Here is a 22978-nt window from a genome sequence, read left to right as displayed (position 1 = left end):
GTGGTGGAGCGCTCGGTGCTCTAGGCTGCGCATTTGCCACTGGCTTGCCATCTTTCGTGTAACGACGCGCTACCCATTCCGGCATTGGTTGCGGTGCTCTGGCTGTCATAAAGAAACCTCCGATTTCGGGCCGAATTCGACCCACTTGACCTTGCCGGAATCTATCAGCAAAAACTCAGCGCCAAAAGGCACTTCTGCCCCTTCGGCATCCAGCCAACAGGGATTCTGCATCACGAACTGGCCACTGCTGGATTCCGGTGGCCACTCCACGGGCCAGCCAAAAACGCGCCTTTCATCGTTCAAATGTAGCGTGACCAGACGATGATGTTGGGCAAAAACGCTGAACCATTCGCTGGGGTAGGAAGTTTGTTTCGTGACATTTCGACTGCGTAACCAGCCATGCAATTTGTCATTCGTGGCCAGGTAGCAGGAAAGCAACCCGAGCGTCACCGACACAACGAATGCCCAAATTGTTTCGGCCTTGGCATCCCAACGTCCTACAGAAAAGCCTTTCGAGCCTACCCACAAACACATCGCCCCAATCCCCAAAACCGCTCCCTGAATCACAAATGTAAAAATCAGCGCCTGGACAATCTGCCCGAACGTATCGGGTCGTCTGAAAGCCGTCAGCGAATAAAAAATCCACGCCGACAAAAAACCGGGAATCAGGTACTGCAACAGCGGAATTACTTCTTTGACCAGATCATCCATGATCCGAGGCTCCTTGAAAGACCGGCCGATCTGACTATCGACCGCCCCTCAAAAGCCTAGTGCACACGGCTGAAAACCCTCACGCGCAACTGTCACCACTCATTACGCATCCTGCAAAATCAGATCCGCGCCCTTCTCCGCCACCATCAACACCGCCGCGTGAGTATTGCCCGATGTCACGTTCGGAAAGATCGACGCATCAACAATCCGCAGCCCTTGGAAACCGTGCACCTTCAGCCGCTTGTCGACCACCGACGTCTGCTCGTCAACGCCCATCGCGCACGAACCGCAGAGGTGATAGATCGAGCCACAGTTATCGCGGAAGTACTGCAACATCTGTTCGTCTGTTTCTACCGCCGGCCCAGGCAAAACCTCGTCAACGGTAATGGCCTTTAGCGCCGGCGCATTCATGATCTTGCGCATCAGGCGACTGCCTTGTATCACCTCGTCGATATCCTTTTGCGTGCTCAGGTAATTCGGATCGATCAGCGCCGCGTCCCGGGGATTTTTCGAGGCGATTTCGATATACCCACGGCTGGTCGGCCGGCACGGATTGAAGCACAGCAGAAAGCCGGAATACGGCTCAGGCTTGAGGCTGGCCTTGTTGTTTTTCGGGATCTGGTACGACAGCGGGTTGAAATACAGCTGCAGGTTCGGGTGATTCTGCTGCGCGTCGCCACGGAAAAAACCACCGGCCTGATTGACGCTCATGGCCAAGGCGCCCTTGCGCGTCAGCAGGTATTTCACGCCGAGTTTGAACTGACCGAACAGCGAACTCAGTTCATCGTTGAGCGTCGGGATATTGGCCTTGTAGTAATAGCTGGTGCACAGGTGATCCTGCAGGTTCTGCCCGACTGCCGGCAGGTGTTTGACCAAGGGAATCTGATGTTTGGCCAGAAGCTCACGATCCGCCACGCCGGACAGTTGCAGGATCTTCGGTGTGTCGACGGCACCTGCACACAAGATCACTTCCTTGCGTGCAGTAAAGGTTCGTACCACGCCATGCTGAGTAATCGAGATCCCGGTCGCCTGTTGTTGCGCGTCATCAAACAACACCCGATCCACCAGCGCGAAGTGCTCGACCGTCAGGTTCGGCCGCTTCAGTGCTGGATGCAGATGCGCGAAGCTGCTGGAGCAGCGCTGACCGTTCTTGGTGTTGACGTCGTAGAGACCCGCCCCTTCGAACTTCGCTCCGTTGAAATCTTCACTGCGCGGATAGCCGAGTTCCGAGCAGCCCTCAAGAAACACATCGCAGATCGGATGGGTCTGGCCCTTCATCGGCGTAATACTGATCGGGCCGCTGCCACCGTGATATTCGCTGTCACCCAGTGGATGATTTTCCAGTTTGCGGAAGTACGGCAACACGTCCTTGAAGCCCCAGCCGTCGTTGCCATTGGCGGCCCAATCATCAAAATCATGAGCCTGGCCGCGCACGTAGATCATCGCGTTGATCGAGCCGGAGCCGCCCTGCACCTTGCCGCGCGGTGCGTAGATTTCGCGGTTGCTCAGTTGTTTCTGTGGCTGGCTGTAATACATCCAGTTGAAGGTCGGGTTGTAATACATTTTGGCGAAGCCGACCGGAATCTTGAACCACAGGGAACTGTCCTTGCCGCCCGCTTCCAGCAACAGCACGGTGTATTGGCCCGAGGCCGAGAGCCGGTTGGCCAGCACGCAGCCAGCGGCGCCGGCGCCAGCGATGATGTAGTCGTATGTCATGCACGGTTACCGCGTAAGTCGTTGTACAAAATTCGCCGCCCTTGTGGGAGCGAGCTTGCTCGCGAAGACTGCCTGTCAGCTCGCATTTTCATTGCCTGACACCCCGTCGGTTCGCGAGCGAGCTCACGCCCACAGGGGACTGGCCTGGCAATCAAAGCCTGTGTCAGCCGCGAGCTGGTGAGCTGTCTTTCACGTCCACCGGGGTCGGCGCCATCTGCAGGTGCAAACGCTCGCCGGTGTACGGCGAATGCTTGCGCACCACGTCCATGTTCAGCTCAACCCCCAGGCCCGGCTCGGTGGACGGAATGATGTAGCCGTCCTCCCACTGCAACGGTTTGGTCAGCACTTGCGCGTGGAAGCCACCCCACGTCTCGATGCTTTCCTGAATCAGGAAATTCGGCGTACAGGTCGCCAACTGGAAACTCGCCGCCGCGCCAATCGGCCCGTTGTACAAGTGCGGGGCGATTTGCGCGTAGTAGGCTTCGGCCATGCTGGCGATCTTCTTGGCTTCGAGCAGACCGCCGCAGCGCGCCACGTTCATCTGCAGAATCGACGCGCCGCCAGCCTGCAACAGCTTGAAGAATTCGTACTTGGTGGTCAGGCGCTCGCCAGTGGCGATCGGGATGCTGGTCTTCGCCGCGACCTGCGCCATGGCCTCTTCCTGTCCCGGCGGCACTGGCTCTTCGAACCACAGCGGGTCGTATTTCTCCAGACGCTTGGCCAGGCGGATTGCCGACGAGGGCACCATCTGCCCGTGGGTACCGAAGAGCAGGTCGCACTTGTCGCCGACTGCTTCGCGAATCTTGCGGCAGAAGGTTTCGCATCGCTCCAGCACTTCCAGCGAAATCTGGTGCCCGGAGTACGCGGTGTAAGGGCCGGCCGGATCAAACTTCACGGCGGTGAAGCCCTTGTTCATGTTCTCTATCGCGCACTCGGCGGCCAGATCCGGGTCGTCGTAGTCGTACTCGCCACGGCTGTTGATGGGGTACAGGTAGGTGTAGGAACGCAGACGTTCATTGACCTTGCCGCCGAGCAACTCGTAAACCGGTTTGTTCGCGGCTTTGCCGATGATGTCCCAGCAGGCCATCTCCAGACCGCTGACCACGCCCATCATGGTCAGATCGGGACGCTGGGTGAATCCGCTGGAATACGCCTGGCGAAAGAAGCGCTCGATGTGGTGCGGATCGTGATTGAGCAGGTAGCGTTCGAACACGTCCTCAATGATCGGCAACATGGCTTTCGGGCCGAAGGTCGCGGCGTAGATCTCGCCGACACCTTCAATGCCACAATCGGTCTTCAGCTTGACGAACAGCCAGTACATGCCGCCGATGTGCGGTGGCGGTACGGCAACGATATGGGTTTCAAGGGCGATGATTTTCATCTCAGGCACCTGCTTTTTTCGAAGATTGACGATTGATTCGGGCACGCAAGGTCACGGCAGCGAGGGTGCCGATCAGACCGATAGTCGCGATGTAGCCGAAGTAGAGCTTGTAGCCGAGGGCGCCGGGAAAGTGCTCAGTGAGGTAGCCGTTGATCAGCGGGATAAAGGCATCCGGCATGTAACCGACCACCGAGACGATACCGATGGCCAGACCGGTGATGCGCAGCGGAATGTTGCAGCTGTCGAGAATCGCCCAGTACAGACCACGAATCGCGTAAGTCATCAGGCCGATGAAAATCACCGTGGCAATCAACAGGCCAATGCTGTTGAGCGCGGGGAATACGATAAGCCCGACGATGGCCAGACTGGCCAGCAGCAGCGCGACGATCAGCACCGAGATATTCGAGAACCTGTCGCCCAGCCAGCCGCCACCGATGCCGCCGATCGGGCGCATCCACAACTTGATCGTGGTGATGGTGCCGGCCATGACCGCCGTCATGCCGCTGCCTTGCAAGTAATCGGAGAAACTGTAGGTCGCCCAGAAGATGTGATACCCGCAGAACACGATGGCGGTCACCAGCCACAGCTCCGGGATCTTCACCAGCGTGCCCAGATCGCTGAGCAGATTGAACTTGCCCTTCTCCACCGCGGGCGTGTCTTCCATCGACTTCGGGTCCTTGATCAGCACCAGCAAGCAGCCGATGGCGATACAGGTGAAGGCATACAGATAAACCACGTGTTTGAAGCCTTCGGCGGTCGACTCGCCCCGGGTCTCCGTGGCAAACGCGAACAGACCCAGCGCGACCGTCGCCAGCAACGCCTCAACCAGCCCGCGACCACCGTCGAGAATCCCGAAGAACCGGCCCTGTTCCGTGTGATGAGCAATCATCTTCACGCGCTTGAGCACCGAGGCCCAAAAGGTCAAACCGGTGGTCACCCCCCAGCAACCGAAGATGATCATCAGCCCGCTCATCGACGGTGCCGTCGAGTACCAAAGGCCCAGAGCACCAGTGGCCACCAGCGAGAAGAAAATCAGAAAGCGCGGCGCAACGCGGTCGGCCAGCCAACCGCTAGGTAGGTAGCTGAGCAGAAAAATCGTGCCAAGCATCGAGTACAGATAACCCAGCTCGCTGTGGTTGATCTGGAACACCTCGAGCATGGTCGTTTGATAGACCTGACGAAGATAGAGAATCGGATAGATTGCGCCGGCGGCGAGCACCAGCAACATCAATTGGAAATAGCGACTTCCCTTGTCGCTCTGGCTTTTCACAGCCGACGTGGAACCCTGAACAGCGGCAGCAGAGGATGCATGCTTGGACATTGAAGTGACCTCGGGCGACCCGTGCTCCGGGCGCCCCTGATAATTGTTTTTATAGGTGCAGCGTGAGGCGTGTTGCGGTGGATCAGTACTTCATGACCACGAGTCGGGTCTGGGTGAATTCGAGCATGCCGTGCTTGCCGTCATCGCCGCCCAGGCCCGAGCGTTTCCAGCCGGCGTGGTAGCCCTGATACGGGTCGGCCGGGGTGCGATTGACGTACAACTCGCCGGCCTCGATGGCGTTGGCGACTTTCTGTGCGGTGCGGTAGTTCTCGGTGTAGAGCACCGACGACAGACCGAACTGATGATCGTTGGCCATGGCCAGCGCTTCGTCGATGTCGCGGTATTTGAGTACCGGCAGCACCGGGCCGAAGATTTCTTCCTGAACGATTTCCATGTCCTGACGGCAACCGCTGAGCAGTGTCGGCGGGTAGAAATGCCCCGGGCCTTGCGGCAGCACGCCACCGCTTTCGAGCGTCGCGCCGGCAGCGATGGCGCGCTCGACCAAAGCGTGGATGTTCCGCTGCGAACTGGCGTTGACCAGCGGTCCCATCAGGTTGGCGTCGGTGGCGCGGTCGCCGAATTTCACTTCAGCGATTTTGGCCTTGAGCAGTGCGAGGAACCGGTCGTAGACACTTTCCTGCACATAGACACGCTCTACCGCCGTGCACAACTGGCCGCAATGCGTGGTTTTCGACGCGATGATTGCTGTCGCGGCCGCTTCCAGGTCGGCATCCGCTTCGATGATCGCCGGGGTCTTGCCACCCAGTTCCAGCGAAGGTTTGGCGATGTTTGCCTTGCAATAATCGAGAACGATGCGCCCGGCGTTGACGCTGCCGGTCAGGGTAATAAGGCCCACGGCCTTATGGGTGCAAACCGCCGCTGCCGTGGCGTGATCCATGGTCAGGATGTTGATCACACCGGCCGGCATGCCCGATTGCTGCACCGCTTTGGCAATTTCAAATGCCGAGGTCGGTGTGTTGTTGCTCGGGCGCACCACCACGGTGTTACCGGCGATCAATGCCGGGGCGATTTTGCGCAGCAACGTGTAAACCGGGTAGTTGAACGGGATCAGGCAGGCAACGACGCCGATCGGCTCGCGGTGCAGAAACAGGTTTTCGTCAGGGCTGTCGCTGGGGATGATTTCGCCTTCGATACGGCGCGCCCACTCTGCGTGGTAGCGAGTGATCTGCGCGGCGTAACGGGCTTCGTTGCTGGCATCGCTAACGCTTTTGCCGGATTCGGCGGCCAGTGCGGCACCGATGGTTTCAGCGCGATCTTCAAGGGCGGTGGCCAAGGCTCGCAGATGTTCGGCGCGCTCGATGCTGGTGAGTTTGCCCCAGACCTTTTGTGCCGCTGCCGCCGCATCGACCGCCGCGGTGGCTTCTTCGGCGGTGGCACCCGACACATGGCCGAGCAACGCTTCGGTAGCAGGGTTGTAGACCGCGATCAGCGCCGCGCTGGCAGGCTCGATAAATTGGCCGTTAACAAAATTTCGCTCGATTCGCATGTGCATCGCCCATCGTTTGTTTTTATCAATGCCACCAGTCTTGTCATCGATGGCGGGTTGAACAAACGATTTATCGGGCGGTTAAACATTCGAAAAATGCAGGTTACCCCCGCATCGGCACAAATCCCCTGTAGGAGTGAGCCTGCTCGCGATGGCGGTGTGTCAGCCACCTATTTTTCGCTGATACACCGCCATCGCGAGCAGGCTCACTCCTACAAGGGAATCTGGGCTGATTCAGATAGCAGCGGTCGAGGGCTCTAACTGGCGCTGCGCCAGCCAGATTTCCTCTTGCAGCCATTGCGAAAAAACCTGCAACTGCGGCATCTCGGTCTGCTCCGGCCGGGTCACCAGCCAATACGACTGGTGCCCCTCCACATGCACATTCAGCACTTGCGTCAACTGCCCGCTGGCCAGTTCCGCAGCGACCATGTGCCAGTCGGCTATGGTGATGCCCAGACCATCGGTCGCCGCCCGAATCGCCAGATCCAGCAGATCGAACTCGTAGCCGCCCTGGGTATCCACGCCGGTGATCCGCGCCGCATCGAGCCAATGTTTCCAGGTCAGATAACGCTGATCCTCTTTGGCCAATACGTGCAACAACGTCAGGCGATTGAGATCAATGCCCGACTCGCCACTTTCGCGGGCATACAGAGAGGGGGCGCACACGGCGATATGGCGCTCCTGAATCAAAAATGAACTGTCGAGACCGTCCCACTCGCCGTCGCCAAAACGGATCGCACAATCGAGCGTGCTGGTTTCCGCGAGGCTGTCCTGCAAGCGTGTGGTGATGCTCAACTCAAGCTCCGGGTGTTGCTCGCGCAAACGGCCCAGACGCGGCATCAACCAGCGGCTGGTAAAGGTGGGCGGTGCGTTGATGTGCAAGCGGTTGGAGTGGGTTTTCTGCTGAATGCTGCGCACTGTCAGCTCGATCTTGTCGAATGACTGGTGCAATGCCCGCAGGAGAATCTTGCCGGCACCGGTCAGCTCCAAATGGTGATGGCGGCGCTCCAGCAAACTCTCGCCGAGCTGTTCTTCCAATTGCCGCACCTGCCGGCTGACGGCGCTTTGGGTGACATTGAGCAACTCGGCGGCGCGGGTAAAACTACCGGTGCTGCCGGCCACCTCGAACGCTTTGAGTGCGTTCAGGCCGGGCATTTTGCGTTTCATATCAAGGCACTCGAAAACCACTGACAGGGCACAAAGCATCCCACGACTGTGCCGGACTGTCCTACAGGAATTTGCGAGTAACATGCATTCCATGCAGGTTTACTCACCGTTTTTATCGTTTGTTCAACCACCAGCGGATGGCAAAACTGCGCGGCATCTCTAATAAAAACAATCGAGAGCTGCTCCATGCCCTTCTCTGCTTCCTTTCGCTTGCGCACCACGTCCATCGTCCTGTTCTGCAGCATTGCCGCTCCGGCGATGGCTGTGCAGGTCACCGACAATCTTGATCTGGGCGGCGCCATTCGTGCGCGCTGGGACCTGGACCCGGATCGCGACATTCAGAAGTTCGGTCTCGACACGGTATTCCTCAGTGCCAAGTACAATTCCGACAGCTGGATCGGTGAAGCGCAGTACCGCTTTTACGGTCGTTCGTATCCCTACCAGTACACGAAAAACTACGGCGACATCCAGTTCGCCAAGTTCGCGTGGGTCGGCTACAAATTCAATCCCGGTCAGCAAGTGCAGGTCGGCCTGAACACCGTGCCGTTCGGCTTGCAGCCGTACTTCGGCAGCACCTTCTACGAAACCCTTGGCAACGTTATCGGCCTCGAAGACGTGCAACAGGTCGGCGCCAAGTACATCCAGCAAAGTGGCGACTGGAACGTCCAGGCCGGTTACTACCTGCGCCCGGCGTGGCAAGGCAAAGGCACCAGCAATGGCGTGAGCTACTCCAGCATCGTCTCCGAGGCCGACAGCTATGTCGCCGATGGCAGCGACAACCAGGAACGCAACACCGTGGTGCTGCGCGTGGCCAAGGCACTCGATCTGGGTCCGTGGAAGTCCGAGGTCGGCGTCTCCGGCCTGACTTCCAGCCTGCAGAACCGCGACACCCACAGCGATGGCCGGCGCAACGCCTTGGCCATCCACTATCTGGGCAAGAACGGGCCTTGGGGCGTGCAACTGCAAGCGGCGCGGCAACAGATGTCGCCGCGCAATCCCGGCAGTGATGAAGTGGTGACGTTGGGTGGGTATGACGGTACTTACAACGTCGCCAGTCGCGGCAATCTGTACGTGGCCGACCTGAGCTATGACGTCGGAGGCAAATACCTCTTTGATCAGGTCAGCGGGGTCAAGCTCTACGCCAACTACAGCGCCTTCGACAAATCCGCCAGCGGCTACAAGACGTCAGAGCGGATGATCCTCGGCAGCTCGTTTTCGGTGAGCAAATTGTGGGTCGCGGCCGAGTGGTTGTTTGGCCGGAATGATCCGTACATTGGCGGCAGCAGTTACACCCAGAGTCTGGCTGCGGGCGGGCTGGATCAGTGGGAGAACCAGGTGTATGTGAACGTTGGTTACTACTTCTGATCCCGACATGATTGCGCCGATGAGATAGCTTTCGCGAGCAGGCTCGCTCCCACATTGGAATGCATTCCAGGGTAGGAGCGAGCCTGCTCGCGAAGGCGCCCGCACAAACTCCACTTGCATCAAACTCTCACCAATAGTCAGATACCCCCTACAAACAAAACCTACAAAAACAAACCGAGCCAAACGCTCGATCCGGGGTTCTGCCTCCATGCGTCAACTGCCCTCCCTCAACACCCTGCGCGTGTTCGAAGAAGTCGCGCGTCATCGCAGCTTCAGCCAGGCCGCACTCGGCCTTAACGTCACCCAGGGCGCAGTCAGTCGTCAGATCAAACAACTCGAAGACTACCTCGGCGTCGCGCTGTTCGTGCGCACCCCGCAAGGCCTCTCGCTGACCGAAGCCGGCAGCAATCTCAAACCGCATCTGGCCGAAGCCTTCGATCATATGGAACGCGCCCTGCAAGCGGTACGCGTGCCCAATCTGCGCCAGCGCCTGCGCGTACTCGCCCCACCGACCTGGGCCACGCGCTGGCTGTCGCCACACCTGCGCGCGTTCTGCCAGCGCTACCCCGACATCAGCCTCAGCGTGACCAATCAGGCCAGTCACGACAGCCTCGCGGACATCGATTGCCACATTCGTTTTGGCCTCGCCGCGTCAACGCACTGCGCCAGTCAGCTATTGGTCATGGAACGGCATATTGCGGTGGCCAGTCCGGAGCTGTTTAACGGCGATCAAGCGCCAGACCTGCACGAGTTTCCGTTGTTGCACATTCTGCATGACGGCAAACGCCTGAAGGTCTGGGAGAACTGGCTGGCGGCGATGGGGCGAGAGGATATCGATGCGGGACAAGGCTTGGAATTCAGCACACTCGATCAGGTGATTCACACCGCACTGGCGGGTGGCGGACTGGCGGTGATTGATCGGCAGATGATCGAGAAGGAGTTGGCCAACGGCAGCCTGGTGCCGATCACTCCGATTGAAGTGATCGGGCCTTATGGCTATTGGCTGGATGTGGCGAATGACAAGCAAGGCCTGTCGAAAGTGAAGCTGTTCACCGATTGGCTGAGCCTGGTGAGCAATCCCTGAAAGAGCCCCTCACCCTAGCCCTCTCCCGGAGGGAGAGGGCTAGGGTGAGGTGATTATTCGAACTACGCCGACCTGAGATACCGAGTCGAACGTAGATTTTGAATACTACATAGATCGCCCCCCTTTCCCCCTCGCCCCTTGGGGGCGGTCCGACGTTTCGGGAGGGCTGGGGTGAGGGGGAGGGGGAGGTTTTAAGCCTTGCACATCAAATCGGCGTGACGACTTTGCTCACCACAATCGAACTCCCCTCCACCGTGGTCTGCGCCTTGCACGCCTGACTCAACGTCAGCGATTTGGTCTCCGGCGCCCACGCCCACGACAGCCATGCGCCAATCGCCAGAATCGCCGCGAGAATGCCCATCGTCGGGCTCAAGCCGATCCCGGCCACACTTACCGGCAGCAGGAACGTACTCACGGCCGACCCCAAACGACTCACTGCCGTCGCCAGCCCGATACCGCTGGCGCGAACCTCGGTCGGAAAGCTCTCCGCCGGGAACACCCCGACCAGATTGCTCACCGCCGACAACACCAACGTAAACAGACCAAACACCAGCACCATCAGCCACGCCGCACTGCCCGGCAGTACCGCCAGCAGAAACAGCGCCACCGCGAGAATGATGAACGAGTTGATGAGGAATCCACGCCGGGTGAATTTGATCGTGCACCAGATACCGATCAGCGCGCCGAGGATCAGCAGCATGTTCAACATCAACTCAGTGCCGAATCCTTCGGCCAGGCCCATCTTCTGCAAAATCGACGGCAGGAATGTGTAGATCGCAAAGTACGGCATCACGATGCACACGAAGAACAGGCAGTTGAACGCGGTGCGCTTGCGGTACTCACGGCTGAACAGCACCGCATACCCGGAACGGGTTTCCGTAGAGCGGGTTTCGTCGAGTTCGACGTTATCGCCCAAGTGTTTTTTGACGATCGCCCGCGCCTCGGCGATGCGTCCCTGATTGACCAGCCAGCGTGGCGATTCCGGCGTGCCGATGCGCGCGATCAGGATCAATGCCGCCGGAATCGCCGACGACGCCAGCATCCAGCGCCAGGCATCATCGCCAAGGCTGAGCATCGCCGTGCCGACGAAGGTTGCGGCAACGTAACCGAAGGTCCAGATCACGCTGAAAGAACCGAGCAAAACGCCGCGATGTTTCTTCGGCGAGAACTCGGCCAGCATCGCGTGGCCGACGCTGAAATCGCCGCCCAAGCCGATGCCGATCAGCACCCGGCAGAGAAACAGACTCATCGCTGTTTCGACATAAAACTGCATCACCGAGGCCACGGTGATCAGCACAAAACTGACCAGAAAGATTTTCTGGCGGCCGACCTTGTCGGAGATCCAGCCGAAAAACAGACTACCGAGAAACAGCCCGATCAACGCCGACGCGCCGATCAAGCCTTGCCAGAACGCATCCAGCTGCATCTGCGGACTGAGCAAGGTGAACGCGATACCGATCAGGCCGAGAATGTAGCCGTCGGTGAAGTGCGCGCCGAAGGTCAGGCCGGCGATCTTGATGTGAAACCGGCCGATCGGCAGGTCATCGATTTTTATGGGTTGAGCGGACATATTCGTCTCCAATTGTTGTTATTGACGGAGAAACCGATTGCTCTTGCTTTTGCTTTCTGTGGGAGCCGAGCTTGCTCGCGAAGGCGGCATGTCAGTCACATTACTTTCCACTGATAGACCGTCTTCGCGAGCAGGCTCAGCGCTCACAAAGATTGTTGTTTTCGGGGAATCAGAGACCACCCATCAACAGGTATTTGATCTCCAGATAGTCATCCAGACCGTACTTCGAACCTTCGCGGCCGAGGCCCGATTCCTTGATTCCGCCGAACGGTGCCACTTCCGTGGAGATGATCCCTTCGTTGATCCCGACCATGCCCGCCTCCAGGCCTTCAGCCATACGCCAGACCCGGCCGATGTCGCGGCTGTAGAAATACGCCGACAACCCGAAAGGCGTGTCATTGGCGCGTTCCAGCACTTCGGCCTCGTCCTTGAAGCGGAAGCACGCTGCCACCGGACCGAAGGTTTCGTCCTGGGCAATCAACATGTCGCCGTTGACCTCAGTGAGGATGGTCGGCTCGTAGAACGTGCCGCCCAAGGCGTGACGACGACCGCCACACAACAATGTCGCGCCCTTCTCCAGGGCATCGCTGACATGGCTTTCCACCTTGGCCAGCGCCGCGCTGTTGATCAGTGGACCTTGTTCGGTATCACCGTCCAGTGCACTGCCGACGCGCATCGCCGCCACCGCTTCCGCAAGCTTGCCGGTGAAGGCTTCGTAGACGCCGTCCTGAATAAAGAAGCGATTCACGCACACGCAAGTCTGCCCGGTGTTGCGGAATTTCGAGGCCATTGCGCCTTTGACTGCGGCATCCAGATCGGCATCGTCGAAGACAATGAACGGCGCATTGCCACCCAGTTCCAGCGAGACCTTTTTCAAGGTGTCGGCGGCCTGACGCATGAGCAACTTGCCGGTGCGAGTAGAGCCGGTGAAGGACAATTTGCGCACGATGCTCGATGCCTGCAGCGCGCCACCGATGGCGACGGCATCGCCGGACACAATGTTGAAGACACCAGCCGGAATCCCCGCCTGCTCGGCCAACACGGCCAAGGCAAAGGCCGACAGCGGCGTCTCTTCCGATGGTTTGAGAATCATCGTGCAACCCGCCGCCAGCGCCGGCCCGACCTTGCGAGTGACCATCGCCAACGGGAAATTCCACGGGGTGATCGCCGCGACCACACCAATGGCTTCCTTGACCACGATGATTCGCGCATCGGCCTTGTGGCTCGGGATCACATCGCCGTAGGCCCGCTTGGCTTCCTCGCCGAACCACTCGAGAAAACTCGCCGCGTAAACCACTTCGCCCATGGCCTCGGCCAGCGGCTTGCCTTGTTCACGACTGAGCAGCGTGGCCAGATCCTTCTGGTTGGCGAGCATCAATTCGCTCCAGCGCTTGAGGCGTTGACTGCGTTCCTTCGCGGTCAATTTGCGCCACGCCGGCAGTGCGCGGTTGGCGGCGTCGATGGCCAGGCTGGTCGCTTCGGCGCCAGCCTTCTGCACCTCAGTGATCAGCTCGCCGTTGGCCGGGTTGCGCACCGGATAGGTCGCGCCGCCCTGCCCCCACTGGCCATCGATGAAGTTGCCGTGACGGATCAAATCGCTCATGCCACCGCTCCCTGCAGAGTGAAACGCTCAAGCCCCGGACGCGCCGAGCGGAGGATGCGTTTGCCGGCGGTGTAATCGTTGATCACGTCGCACGGGGTGTAATTGCGTTCCAGCTCATGCAATTCATCAGCGTCGAGCCTGGTTTCAAGTGCGGCCAATGCGCTGTCGAATTGCGCGGTGGTGTCGGCGCCGACCAGCATGCAATCAACGCCCGGATGGTTCGCCACCCAAGCCTGGGCGATCTGCGCATTCGACACACCGCGAGCACGGGCTACGCGCTGCACCGAGTGGGCGATTTCGAACGAGGCTTCGTCGCTGTACATCTGCTGAGTGAAAAAGTCGGTCTGGTTGCGGGTCGACTGCACGTCACCGGTCAACAGACCACGCGCCAAAGGACTGAACACCGATACGCCGATGCCCTGATCGCGACAGAACGGAATCATTTCGCGCTCTTCTTCGCGGTAAGCACAGTTCAGTTGCAGCTGCATGTTGATCGGTTTGACCCAACCATTGCGCTCGCAGGCCATGAGGATCTTCGCCAGCTGCCCGGTGAGCATGGTCGAAACGCCGATGTAACGGGCCTTGCCGGAGCGCACGATGTCATTCAAGGCGCCCATGGTTTCTTCGACCGGGGTGTTCACATCGAAGTAATGCAGCATGAAGACGTCGACGTAATCCATGTCCAGACGCTTCAGCGAGGCATCGATGCTGTCCATGATGTGCTTGCGCGAATGGCCGCTGGCGTTGATGCCGCTGCGGGTGCCGTAACCGACTTTGGTGGTGATCACCAGGTCTTCGCGACGGGCCAGACGCTTGACGATGCGACCCACCACCTCTTCGCCGACACCGGCGGAATAGAAGTCGGCGAGGTCAATGAAGTTCACGCCGTTGTCCAGTGCGTGCGCGACGATCGGCTCACTCTGCTTTTCATTGAAGATCCACGGTTTCCAGTCCGGCGTGCCCATGTTCATGGTGCCCAGGCACAGACGCGAAACCTGCAGGCCGGAGTTGCCCAAACGGATGTATTGCATGGCGTCGACCTCAGGCTTTTGGCGTGTAGAAAGGATTGCTGATGTGCGCAACGACGTCTTTCAGTTGCGCGGTTTCCGGCTTGCCGGTCAGTGCCGCGCGGATCGCGGTGCGGCAGGCGTTGTAGTTGTTCAGGTACACCGCATCGAGGTCGTCGCACGCAGGATTGACCCAATTGGCAGTGACGATTGCCCATTCGTCTTCGGCTTCCGGCGGCAGCGTGCCGTCGAGCAGCGCTTCGAGCACGGCTTTGGCGATCCCGGCCTGCGAGGCGCCCCACGTGGCGTTGCCGTGCAGGTCGCTGCTGATCGCGGCTTTATTCACGTACAAGGTCATCGGTTTGACCGGGATGTTCGGTTGCGCGATCACCATGAACGGGCAGTGGCCCTGGCTAGGCGATGCGAGGCTGTTGGCGAACGCCTGCCCCGCCGGACCATTGCGCGGGCCGATCAGAATATTGATGTGTGCGGCGTTGACGCCCGGGCCTTCGAAACCTTCACCGATGTACAGGTCGAGTTCTTTCATCAGTCATTACTCTTGTGCGATACGAGGGATGTTCGATAGCTCACGCAGGCCGGACGACGAGCGCGGTCAATAACGGGCGTGGGGAGAGACGGCGGAAGAAACGGGACATGGCTGCAAACGCTCTCTGGTTGTTATTGATGAGCTGTGTTTGCGATTTTTTAACACCGGGGCTGGAGCCGGCTGTAACCATTAAAAATCATGGGGCAATGAGTTTTAGTCATAGCCCTTCTCGCGGGCAAAAAAAACCCGCTCAGTGAGCGGGATGGTTGAAGGCGATGCGTCCGGATTGGCCATTGATGGCCGGCGCTCGATGCACACCGCCTGCAGGCGTGGTTACAGGCAGTCACGCACCGATTGGCGCAACGACCCGGACTTGGCCCACGGCGGCCCCTGATACAACGAAACCCGGCTGCCATCCTTGTACTTGACGATGTCGAGGATCTCGTCCGCCGTGATGATGCTTGGCGCGGTGATGCGGTAGCCGTTGGAAATCGACGTCTGCGAAGTCTTGGCCACATCCTTCTGCCACAACGGTAATAAACACGCAGCATAGTCCTTGGGCGACTTGGTACTGGTCTTGCTGATATTCGGCTCACCCGGCACCAGCGAGGCCGGCAACGAGCAACCTGCCAACATGGCCAACGCCAGACTCCCGATCCATATCCGCATGGTGTATTCCTGATCTGAAAAAAGTGAATGTAGCGTGTAAGCGGCGCTACATCCATCGTGGCACCGCGCCCTTGGCGCAATCTGCACAACTTTTCACAACCGTTCAGCGTGCTGACGAACAGGCTTTGCCCATCGACGAAAAATGCGACTACTCTTTTCTACCGAGAATGTTCTGGAGGTGATCATGCGGCTCAATGAATACGAACACGAACTTCAACGCGACCTGCAAAGCGTTGCATCGGACTTGAGATGGTCGGCGGTCGACCTCAAACGTATCGCAGAACAACTGCGCAAATCCGGCAACGAGGCAGATGCGCAAAGCGTGCTGAGATCCTGTGAGGTGCTGCAAAGCGATGAGGAACGGCTGCAACTCTATGCCAAGGAAGTGAAAGCCCGCGCCATCAGCCGGACCAAGGTCCACTGAGACCCACCCACCTACCTCAAACAAAAGCCCCGACACATGCCGGGGCTCTTTCGTTACGGCCTGCCTGTCAGTGGGTTTTGTGACTTTGCGCGCGCGCCGAGCGTTTTTTGTAGCCAGGCAACGCAGCGGCATAGGCCAGTGCTTCCTCCCTGCTGCCAAACGACGCCAGCCGATCGCCCTGAGTGCAAACCCGCCATGGGCCATTGTTCACGCTAAGCACGTCATAGCCGTTCATGTGCATCTTGATCAACATCGGCATGCTCATGGACACCTCCATTTTCGCTAACGGTCAGATCCAGCTTCACGCTTTTACCTTACACCCTGATCCGCCCGAAATGCCGACCGAATGTCGCAAGCCGCGACCATCATGGCGCGGGCACTTTACGCTGCAGCCAACGCTCCAAATCCAAATGAAACCTTTGTTGCTGGCCCCGGCTCAAATATTGCAGTTTTATTACTATTTCGTGACAAGCAATAAACAGGTAACAGATGAAAGTACGCGCAACCGTTATATGCGAACAGGATCGCCACGTTCTCCTGGTACGCAAACCCCGCTGCCGCTGGACATTGCCCGGCGGCAAGGTCGAGCCCGGGGAAACCCGAGCGCAGGCTGCCGTACGTGAACTGCAAGAAGAAACCGGCCTGGACGCCGACGATGTGTTGTATTTAATGGAATTGCAGAGCGGCAGCACACAGCATCATGTCTACGAGGTCTCCGTGCTGGACTTCGAACAGGTGCGGCCGCAGAACGAGATCATTGATTGCATCTGGCATCCGCTGGACGCAGTGCGCAATCTGCACACCAGTGAGGCGACATTGCGCATTGTTGAAGCGTTTCGACGACGTTTATGAGGCGTTAACCAGCAAAGGCCCGGCGACCGGCGCTCATTTCGGTGCGTAACTCACCGATGAAGTTGGAAATGTCACGGATCGTGACGAGGTGTTCCGGGGAAACGCCAGTGAGCAGCAATTCGACACGCCCGCTGTCCGGCTCATAAACCTTGATTTGCAGCAGTCCCTGCGCACTCGGAATGCAGTCACACTTGAACGCAGGAAAGCCGGATTCGACAATCCGGCAAATATCGTCAATGGCAAGCATGAGTGCACGCCTCGCAGGCGTTGGTCGGTCGACTCGTTGAGCATAGATGAGCCATTTGTGGCTTGCCCGATACAAAATGCCAACCCGATCACAACAATCCACCTCGCCCTCAGTGTGCGTCGTGATCCCAGATCCAGTTCCACATCCCCGGCAAATTTACCGGCTCCGAACTTTTTTCCACCGTACGGGCCAATGCGGCTTTCTCAAGTTCAGCGTGATCATCGTAGAAAGGCTTGTCAGCCAGCTTCACGCCCGTGGCGGCGGCGCTATCGAGCAGAATCTGCAGGTATTCGCGCGTGTGCCGCGCGGTATAACGATTCAGATCATGAAACGTCACTACTACCGGAATCACCCCGTCAACGGTCGGAAATTCGCCAAGGGCAATCCGTTCACGAACTTCTGATAATTGTCGCAGCATGTTTGCCCGACGCCTCGGGCTGGCATTGAAGCCCCAGATCTTGCCATCGTTGGCACTTAAATCCGTGAGCAACACATGCAAATCATGCTGTTGATAAGCGGCAAAGGTACGTTTGTCGTAATTCCAGAACGGCGGGCGCAGCAACTTCGGCGGCGCGCCAGTGATGGCAGCGATATCAGCCGTGCCGTTGGTCAGCGATTCTTCGAGTTCTTGCGGATCGAGCAAGCGATGATTGGTGTGCCAGTGGGTGGCCGTGTGAAACGCCAGTATGTGGCCTTCCTCGTACTCACGCCGCATGATGCCGCGACCGATGTCACTGTTGCCAGCTCGCGGTGCGCGCGTCTGCACGAAGAACACCGCTTTGATATTCGGCATCAGCGAATTGTCCTTGAGGCTGTCGAGCACCGTCGCCGACGGATTCCAGAAACTGGATGCGCTGGGGCCGTCATCGAACGTCAACAGGAAGCGCACCGGTGCCTGAGTTTTCAGGCGCGTTTCGGTTTGCGCGGTCATTTCTATCGGGGCGGCGATACAACCGGCCAGCCCGAGGACGATGAGCGCTGCACAGAGAAGCTTGAATCCGGATGTCATGTTTTGCCTTGAGCACGGCGGCTGCCGTCATGTTGTCGATTGGCAAAACTCCCTCGCCCTTATCCATCCTTGCGCCCCGATCTGCGAGCGGAGGTTGGATAAGGTACACAGGGTTTGGTTCCGGCGCTCGCTCAGTGAGCCAATGCCTGTTGAAAGGACGTGTCGATAATCCCTGCGGTGACCAACGGTGCCGGCAGCGCTTTCACGTTGAACAGGAAATCAGCGGTACTTTGCAGGTCTGAAGCCGCCTGCTCGTCTACAGGTCCCAGAGTCATGTGCGCCTGACGCAACCAGTGGCGCGACACCTGCTGATCGAGATTGGCTTTCTTCGCCCACAGATCGGCGTATTCATCCGTGTGGCTGTCGACCCAGGCCCGCGCCTGCTTCAAGCGCCCGAGAAAATCCGCTATGGCTGCATGTTTGCTGTCGATGGACGGTGTCGACGCCGCGATAGCACTGAGGCCCGGCATCAGATTCTTGGCGGTCAGGATCGGCCGCGCGCCGGAAAATACGATCTGCTGGGAAATGTACGGTTCCCATACCGGGAAAGCGTCGATGCTGCCCTGTGGAAGGGCTGCGGCGGCATCGATCGGCATCAGTTTGACGAAATCGACGTAGTTTTCCGGCAGACCGCCCTGCTCCAGGGCGCGCAAGGTCAACTGCTGACTCCAGGCGCCAGGCCAATAAGCGACTTTCTTGCCCTTCAGATCAGCGATGGTTTTTACCGGCGAGTCCTTCGGCACGAGTAACGCGATGGTGTCCGGATTCTGCCGCGATACGCCAATCAGCTTCACCGGCGCCTGCTTGGCAGCCAGAAACAAAAAACCGGAATCGCCCAGAAAGCCCAGATCCAGCGAACCGGTTTGCAAGGCTTCCGCCAAAGGTGCAGCGGCCTGGAAGTGCTTCCAGTCGACGGTATAAGGCGCGTCTTTCAACACGCCGGACGCCTCCACCGAGGCACGGATGTTGTAGTAGTTCTGATCACCGACGTGCAGGACCAAGGGCTCGGCTGCGTAGGAAAGTGGCGAGATAAATAATGCAGTGATTAACGCACTGCGGAGGAAACGAGAAAGCTTCATGGCGAGTCCTGCGAAAGTAATTGCATAGACCATAACGCTGTTGATTCAAGGTTTTGAAATTCGATAAATGCATAAGCTCCTCACGGTTGATACTTGCTGTTTGCTTGCCAACAGTAGCGAATCACACTGTTTCCCCCGCAACAGCTGAAATCCTGCACCTGGCGTTAAAACCCTTATAAACCGGCGCTCTCAAGCACATGGCACAGAGCCTGCAATATTCCATTCATGCAGGAAGCATTCGATAAAAATATCTTTTTTGACATAAGAAACCTGTGCCTTTACCGGAGCGCCCCCATGACATCGTTCTTTCCTTATTTCAAAACACTGCTGGCCGCCAGCGCCGTGATGCTGAGTCTGCAACCGTTCGCCCACGCGACTGAGACCGCGCCGGCGGAAGTGCATCTCGACTACGCCTATTACTCGCCGGTCAGTCTTGTGCTCAAGCACTTCGGCTTCCTCGAAAAGGCCTTGCCGCAAACCAAAGTCAGCTGGGTACTGAGCCAAGGCAGCAACCGTTCGCTGGAATACCTCAACAGTGGCGGCGTGGATTTCGCTTCTAGCGCCAGCCTTGCCGCCGTGCTAAGCCGGGCCAATGGCAGCCCGATCAAATCGGTCTACGTCTACAGCCGCGCCGAATGGACAGCGCTGGTGGTGCGCAAGGATTCGCCATATCAGACGGTCGCCGACCTCAAGGGCAAAAAGATCGCCGCCACAAAGGGCACCGACCCGTACCTGTTCACCCTACGCAGCCTGCAACAGGCCGGACTCAAAAAAGACGATGTGGAACTGGTTCACCTGCAACATCCGGACGGCCGCACCGCGCTGGAAAAAGGCGATGTAGACGCCTGGGCCGGACTCGATCCGCACATGGCCGCCAGTCAGGTTCAGGCCGGCTCGCGCCTGCTCTACCGCAACCCCGCGTTCAACAGCTACGGCGTGGTCAGCGTCACCGAGCAGTACGCCAAGGAACACCCGCAGACCATAGACACCGTGATCAAAGCCTACGAACAGGCCCGCGACTGGGCGCTGAAAAATCCTGATGAGTTCGCTGCCCTCCTCGCCAAGGAGTCCGGCTTGCCGCTGGACGTAGCCAAGCTGCAACTATCGCGCACCGACCTGAGCAGCCCGCAACTGACCCAACAGGACATCAGCGCCTCCAAGGCTGCGGCGCCGATTCTGGTCTCTGAGGAACTGGTGCGCCGTGGGGTGAATGTCGATCAAGTCATCGATCAATTGCTCGACAGCGGTGTGCAGCAAGCCATCGCCCGCCAGTAACCGATCAGCCTCAGGACAAATCCGCGCCCGTCGCGGATTTGTTGTGAGCGGAGCCAAAAACCATGACCACTCACTGCAAAGACTTGCCCGCGCCACTTGCCGTTCCGCGCCAGCGTCCTGCGCGTTTAAATCCGGCATGGCAGCGCCGCTGCAAGGGCCTGGCCCTGCCGCTGCTGATCATCGTTGCGCTGGAAATTATCGTACGCATCGGGTGGCTGCCGTCCTACCAGATGCCGGCACCGAGCGAGATTGCTCTGACCCTCACCGACCTCGCTGAGGGTGCGCTGTGGAAACACATCGGCGCCAGCCTGATACGCGTGCTGCTGGGTTTTACCATTGGCGCCAGTCTGGCGCTGGTGTTTGCCGCCTGGGTCGGTTTGAGCCGCGAAGCCGAGGCCTATCTGGAACCGACTTTCGCCGCCCTGCGTTCAATCCCGAGCCTGGCCTGGGTGCCACTGCTGTTGTTGTGGCTGGGCATCGACGAGACCTCGAAAATTGTCTTGATCGCCATTGGTGCGTTCTTTCCGGTATACGTCAACGTGGTCGCGGCCATTCGCAACATTGATCGCAAACTGGTGGAAGTCGGCCGCATCTATGGCTTCAGCCGCTTGCAACTGGTGCGACGAATATTGCTGCCGGCCGCCCTGCCCGGCCTGTTCACCGGGCTACGCAGTGGCATGAGCCTGGCGTGGATGTTTCTGGTGGCGGCGGAACTGATCGCGGCCACCAAAGGCTTGGGTTATTTGCTCAGTGACGGCCGGGAAACTTCGCGGCCGGACATCGTGCTGGCCGCAATCATCGTGCTCGCCTTGCTCGGTAAACTCAGCGATGGCTTGCTGGCCGTGCTCGAACGCCGCGGGTTGAACTGGCGTGACACATTCACCGGCCAAGGCGCCAGCGACTAAGCTGAAATCTCCAACCGGAGATTCAGCCGATGTGCGGAAGACTCTCGCAGTACCGTGGCATTCACGACTTCGTCGCGGTGCTGAGCATTCCCGACGCGTTGATCAATCACGTCGGCGATGCACCGCTCGACCGCTACAACGCCGCGCCGACTACCACGCTGGCCGTCCTGCACCAACAAGGGCAACAGCTGCAGGCCGACAATCTGCGCTGGGGCTGGCGCCCGCACTGGGCCAAGGATCGCCCACCACCGATCAATGCCCGGGTCGAGAAAGTCGCCCATGGCCCGTTCTTCCGGACGATCTGGCGACATCGCTTGATTGTGCCCGTGGACAACTGGTTTGAATGGGTTGATAGCGAAGACAAATCCCGACAACCGTGGCTGATTCGTCGGGCGGATCATGGGGCGGTTTTCTGCGCTGCCATCGGCCAATTTCCGACAGCCGAAACAGCGACCCGGGACGACGACGGTTTCGTGATCATCACCGCCGATGCCGCCGGCGGCATGCTCGATATCCACGATCGTCGACCGGTGGTGTTCCGCGCAGAGTTGGTGCGCGAATGGCTCGACCCCGCAACCCCTGTTGAGCGCGCCGAGCAAATGCTGTTGTTCGAAGGTGAAGGCAGTGAAGTGTTCGAATGGTACAAAGTCGGCAAAGCGGTCGGTAACGCACGCAATCAGGGGGCCAGTTTGATTATTGAGCAGACTTAAACATCTGCCGACTTCACGCGTCTATCAATGTAGGAGCTGCCGAAGGCTGCGATCTTTTGACGCAGCGTTAGAAGAATAAAACTATTGCAACCTTCAGCGACTCAGAAAGGCGAATCACTGCCGTTACAAACTCTGTTTCATCTTTGAAACGCTGCAAATAAAACACACGTTCGAATGAACAAACCGCCTGTCTGACATTTCAACCGTCATACATACATTTAGATGCACTACGGCTAGCATGCGCGCCGCCTTTCCGATTGGTATACCAGTTGACCAAAGAGTCAACAAACCAGGAATCCCCATAACGTCTACAAGCCTTGCAGAGAAATAAGTTGCGCGACGATTTTGCAATCAAACAGGTCAGCGGCCTGGAGTGTATTTATCTGTCGATGACAGAACGCTTTGAACTCGACTGTTTTATCGGCCACTACATCAAGACCCGAAACCTGCGTGCCGTTCCCGATATCGAACGCATCCTGCGCACCACCCTCGAAGGGTATCCCGGCCACGCGCCGGTGATGGTCAACGAGCTGAACGCATGGATCGACCGAACATTGGGATATCGGGCTTCACACCCCGATTTCACGCAGCTGGACGATCTCTGACCCCCAAAAAAACCCCGCATGTGCGGGGCTTTTTCGTAAAAATCTTTAAAACTTGCGGTCAGGATCTGAAAGCTCTGTGGATTCATCGCGCTTCCAGGTCTGTTCGTTGTGTTTCTCCCGCTCTATTTCTTCTTGCGTCGGTTCATCCGTGTCTTGGTCATCCGCCTCTGGCTGCTTTGGCTCAGTCGTCATGTACACCTCCCGTCATCAGTTACCCGTCATCC

General features: G+C 58.5%; 24 protein-coding genes. 8 read left to right on the top strand and 16 right to left on the bottom strand.

Annotated elements, in window-relative coordinates:
* Nucleotides 1-105: 105 nt before the first annotated feature.
* The 6 genes from AB4O11_RS20330 to AB4O11_RS20305 all read right to left on the bottom strand — a co-directional run bounded on the left by AB4O11_RS20330 (nucleotide 106) and on the right by AB4O11_RS20305 (nucleotide 7803).
* Nucleotides 106-711, bottom strand: a complete 606-nt coding sequence (locus AB4O11_RS20330; protein WP_460090572.1) for a DUF6338 family protein — start codon at nucleotides 709-711, stop codon at nucleotides 106-108.
* Between the two features lie 102 nt (nucleotides 712-813).
* Nucleotides 814-2427: a GMC family oxidoreductase gene (locus AB4O11_RS20325; RefSeq protein ID WP_460090571.1), complete on the bottom strand. Its 1614-nt coding sequence runs from the start codon at nucleotides 2425-2427 to the stop codon at nucleotides 814-816.
* 163 nt (nucleotides 2428-2590) lie between these two features.
* Nucleotides 2591-3808, bottom strand: a complete 1218-nt coding sequence (locus AB4O11_RS20320; RefSeq protein ID WP_116255444.1) for a mandelate racemase/muconate lactonizing enzyme family protein — start codon at nucleotides 3806-3808, stop codon at nucleotides 2591-2593.
* A gap of 1 nt (nucleotide 3809) precedes the next feature.
* The gene (locus tag AB4O11_RS20315) at nucleotides 3810-5129 is read right to left on the bottom strand and encodes an MFS transporter (RefSeq protein ID WP_460128118.1); all 1320 of its coding nucleotides are present in this window, start codon (nucleotides 5127-5129) and stop codon (nucleotides 3810-3812) included.
* An 82-nt stretch (nucleotides 5130-5211) separates the two neighbouring features.
* Entirely contained in the window at nucleotides 5212-6636 is a 1425-nt protein-coding gene (aldA, locus tag AB4O11_RS20310; protein WP_460131126.1) for an aldehyde dehydrogenase, read from the bottom strand.
* Nucleotides 6637-6870: 234 nt separating this feature from the next.
* A complete protein-coding gene (locus tag AB4O11_RS20305) occupies nucleotides 6871-7803 on the bottom strand; it encodes a LysR substrate-binding domain-containing protein (RefSeq protein WP_320337061.1) in 933 nt (310 codons plus the stop codon).
* A gap of 186 nt (nucleotides 7804-7989) precedes the next feature.
* Between AB4O11_RS20305 and AB4O11_RS20300 the strand changes: the two genes are divergently transcribed.
* Nucleotides 7990-9168, top strand: coding sequence for a hypothetical protein (locus AB4O11_RS20300; protein WP_186623579.1), 1179 nt, complete (start codon nucleotides 7990-7992; stop codon nucleotides 9166-9168).
* Between the two features lie 208 nt (nucleotides 9169-9376).
* Nucleotides 9377-10252 carry a LysR substrate-binding domain-containing protein gene (locus AB4O11_RS20295; RefSeq protein ID WP_093437416.1) on the top strand — a complete coding sequence of 292 codons (876 nt, stop codon included), beginning with the start codon at nucleotides 9377-9379 and terminating at the stop codon, nucleotides 10250-10252.
* 205 nt (nucleotides 10253-10457) lie between these two features.
* Here AB4O11_RS20295 and AB4O11_RS20290 read toward each other — a convergent pair whose 3' ends face one another.
* From AB4O11_RS20290 to AB4O11_RS20270, 5 genes are all read right to left on the bottom strand, one after another.
* Nucleotides 10458-11822, bottom strand: coding sequence for an MFS transporter (locus AB4O11_RS20290; RefSeq protein ID WP_116255441.1), 1365 nt, complete (start codon nucleotides 11820-11822; stop codon nucleotides 10458-10460).
* 169 nt (nucleotides 11823-11991) lie between these two features.
* Nucleotides 11992-13425, bottom strand: a complete 1434-nt coding sequence (locus tag AB4O11_RS20285) for an NAD-dependent succinate-semialdehyde dehydrogenase (RefSeq protein WP_460090569.1) — start codon at nucleotides 13423-13425, stop codon at nucleotides 11992-11994.
* Nucleotides 13422-14456, bottom strand: a complete 1035-nt coding sequence (locus AB4O11_RS20280) for an aldo/keto reductase (RefSeq protein WP_093437404.1) — start codon at nucleotides 14454-14456, stop codon at nucleotides 13422-13424. The genes AB4O11_RS20285 and AB4O11_RS20280 overlap by 4 nt, the downstream gene beginning before the upstream one ends.
* 10 nt (nucleotides 14457-14466) lie before the next feature.
* Entirely contained in the window at nucleotides 14467-14979 is a 513-nt protein-coding gene (gene fae / locus AB4O11_RS20275) for a formaldehyde-activating enzyme (RefSeq protein ID WP_093437400.1), read from the bottom strand.
* 333 nt (nucleotides 14980-15312) lie between these two features.
* Nucleotides 15313-15648 (bottom strand): hypothetical protein, encoded by a 336-nt coding sequence (locus AB4O11_RS20270; protein ID WP_099758716.1) that lies wholly within the window; start codon nucleotides 15646-15648, stop codon nucleotides 15313-15315.
* A 184-nt stretch (nucleotides 15649-15832) separates the two neighbouring features.
* Between AB4O11_RS20270 and AB4O11_RS20265 the strand changes: the two genes are divergently transcribed.
* Nucleotides 15833-16072 (top strand): hypothetical protein, encoded by a 240-nt coding sequence (locus tag AB4O11_RS20265; protein ID WP_016983018.1) that lies wholly within the window; start codon nucleotides 15833-15835, stop codon nucleotides 16070-16072.
* A 67-nt stretch (nucleotides 16073-16139) separates the two neighbouring features.
* Here the strand turns inward: AB4O11_RS20265 and AB4O11_RS20260 are convergent, their stop codons facing one another.
* Nucleotides 16140-16337, bottom strand: a complete 198-nt coding sequence (locus tag AB4O11_RS20260) for a DUF2188 domain-containing protein (protein WP_116255438.1) — start codon at nucleotides 16335-16337, stop codon at nucleotides 16140-16142.
* 224 nt (nucleotides 16338-16561) lie between these two features.
* On the opposite strand from AB4O11_RS20260, the gene AB4O11_RS20255 reads away from it, so the two are divergent.
* Nucleotides 16562-16924, top strand: coding sequence for an NUDIX hydrolase (locus AB4O11_RS20255; RefSeq protein ID WP_093437386.1), 363 nt, complete (start codon nucleotides 16562-16564; stop codon nucleotides 16922-16924).
* Nucleotides 16925-16928: 4 nt separating this feature from the next.
* Here AB4O11_RS20255 and AB4O11_RS20250 read toward each other — a convergent pair whose 3' ends face one another.
* The 3 genes from AB4O11_RS20250 to AB4O11_RS20240 form a co-directional block, all read right to left on the bottom strand.
* Nucleotides 16929-17171, bottom strand: coding sequence for a DUF1652 domain-containing protein (locus tag AB4O11_RS20250; protein ID WP_093437383.1), 243 nt, complete (start codon nucleotides 17169-17171; stop codon nucleotides 16929-16931).
* Nucleotides 17172-17280: 109 nt separating this feature from the next.
* The gene (locus tag AB4O11_RS20245; RefSeq protein WP_460128114.1) at nucleotides 17281-18180 is read right to left on the bottom strand and encodes a polysaccharide deacetylase family protein; all 900 of its coding nucleotides are present in this window, start codon (nucleotides 18178-18180) and stop codon (nucleotides 17281-17283) included.
* Between the two features lie 131 nt (nucleotides 18181-18311).
* Nucleotides 18312-19259: an ABC transporter substrate-binding protein gene (locus AB4O11_RS20240; RefSeq protein WP_460128112.1), complete on the bottom strand. Its 948-nt coding sequence runs from the start codon at nucleotides 19257-19259 to the stop codon at nucleotides 18312-18314.
* A 294-nt stretch (nucleotides 19260-19553) separates the two neighbouring features.
* Here AB4O11_RS20240 and AB4O11_RS20235 point away from each other — a divergent pair, with 294 nt between their 5' ends.
* The 4 genes from AB4O11_RS20235 (at nucleotide 19554) to AB4O11_RS20220 (ending at nucleotide 22754) form a co-directional block, all read left to right on the top strand.
* Nucleotides 19554-20534 (top strand): aliphatic sulfonate ABC transporter substrate-binding protein, encoded by a 981-nt coding sequence (locus AB4O11_RS20235; RefSeq protein WP_116255436.1) that lies wholly within the window; start codon nucleotides 19554-19556, stop codon nucleotides 20532-20534.
* 62 nt (nucleotides 20535-20596) lie between these two features.
* On the top strand, nucleotides 20597-21439 hold the full coding sequence (locus tag AB4O11_RS20230) for an ABC transporter permease (protein ID WP_460128109.1): 843 nt from the start codon (nucleotides 20597-20599) through the stop codon (nucleotides 21437-21439).
* Between the two features lie 29 nt (nucleotides 21440-21468).
* Nucleotides 21469-22149, top strand: coding sequence for an SOS response-associated peptidase (locus AB4O11_RS20225; protein ID WP_460128108.1), 681 nt, complete (start codon nucleotides 21469-21471; stop codon nucleotides 22147-22149).
* Nucleotides 22150-22481: 332 nt separating this feature from the next.
* A complete protein-coding gene (locus AB4O11_RS20220; protein WP_093437355.1) occupies nucleotides 22482-22754 on the top strand; it encodes a hypothetical protein in 273 nt (90 codons plus the stop codon).
* Between the two features lie 45 nt (nucleotides 22755-22799).
* Here the strand turns inward: AB4O11_RS20220 and AB4O11_RS20215 are convergent, their stop codons facing one another.
* Entirely contained in the window at nucleotides 22800-22946 is a 147-nt protein-coding gene (locus AB4O11_RS20215; protein ID WP_177413101.1) for a hypothetical protein, read from the bottom strand.
* Nucleotides 22947-22978 lie beyond the last annotated feature (32 nt).

It is taken from the genome of Pseudomonas sp. H1_D05, from assembly GCF_054682705.1.
Note: the sequence above shows the minus strand (reverse complement) of the source record. Positions and strands in the feature narration are given on the sequence as shown.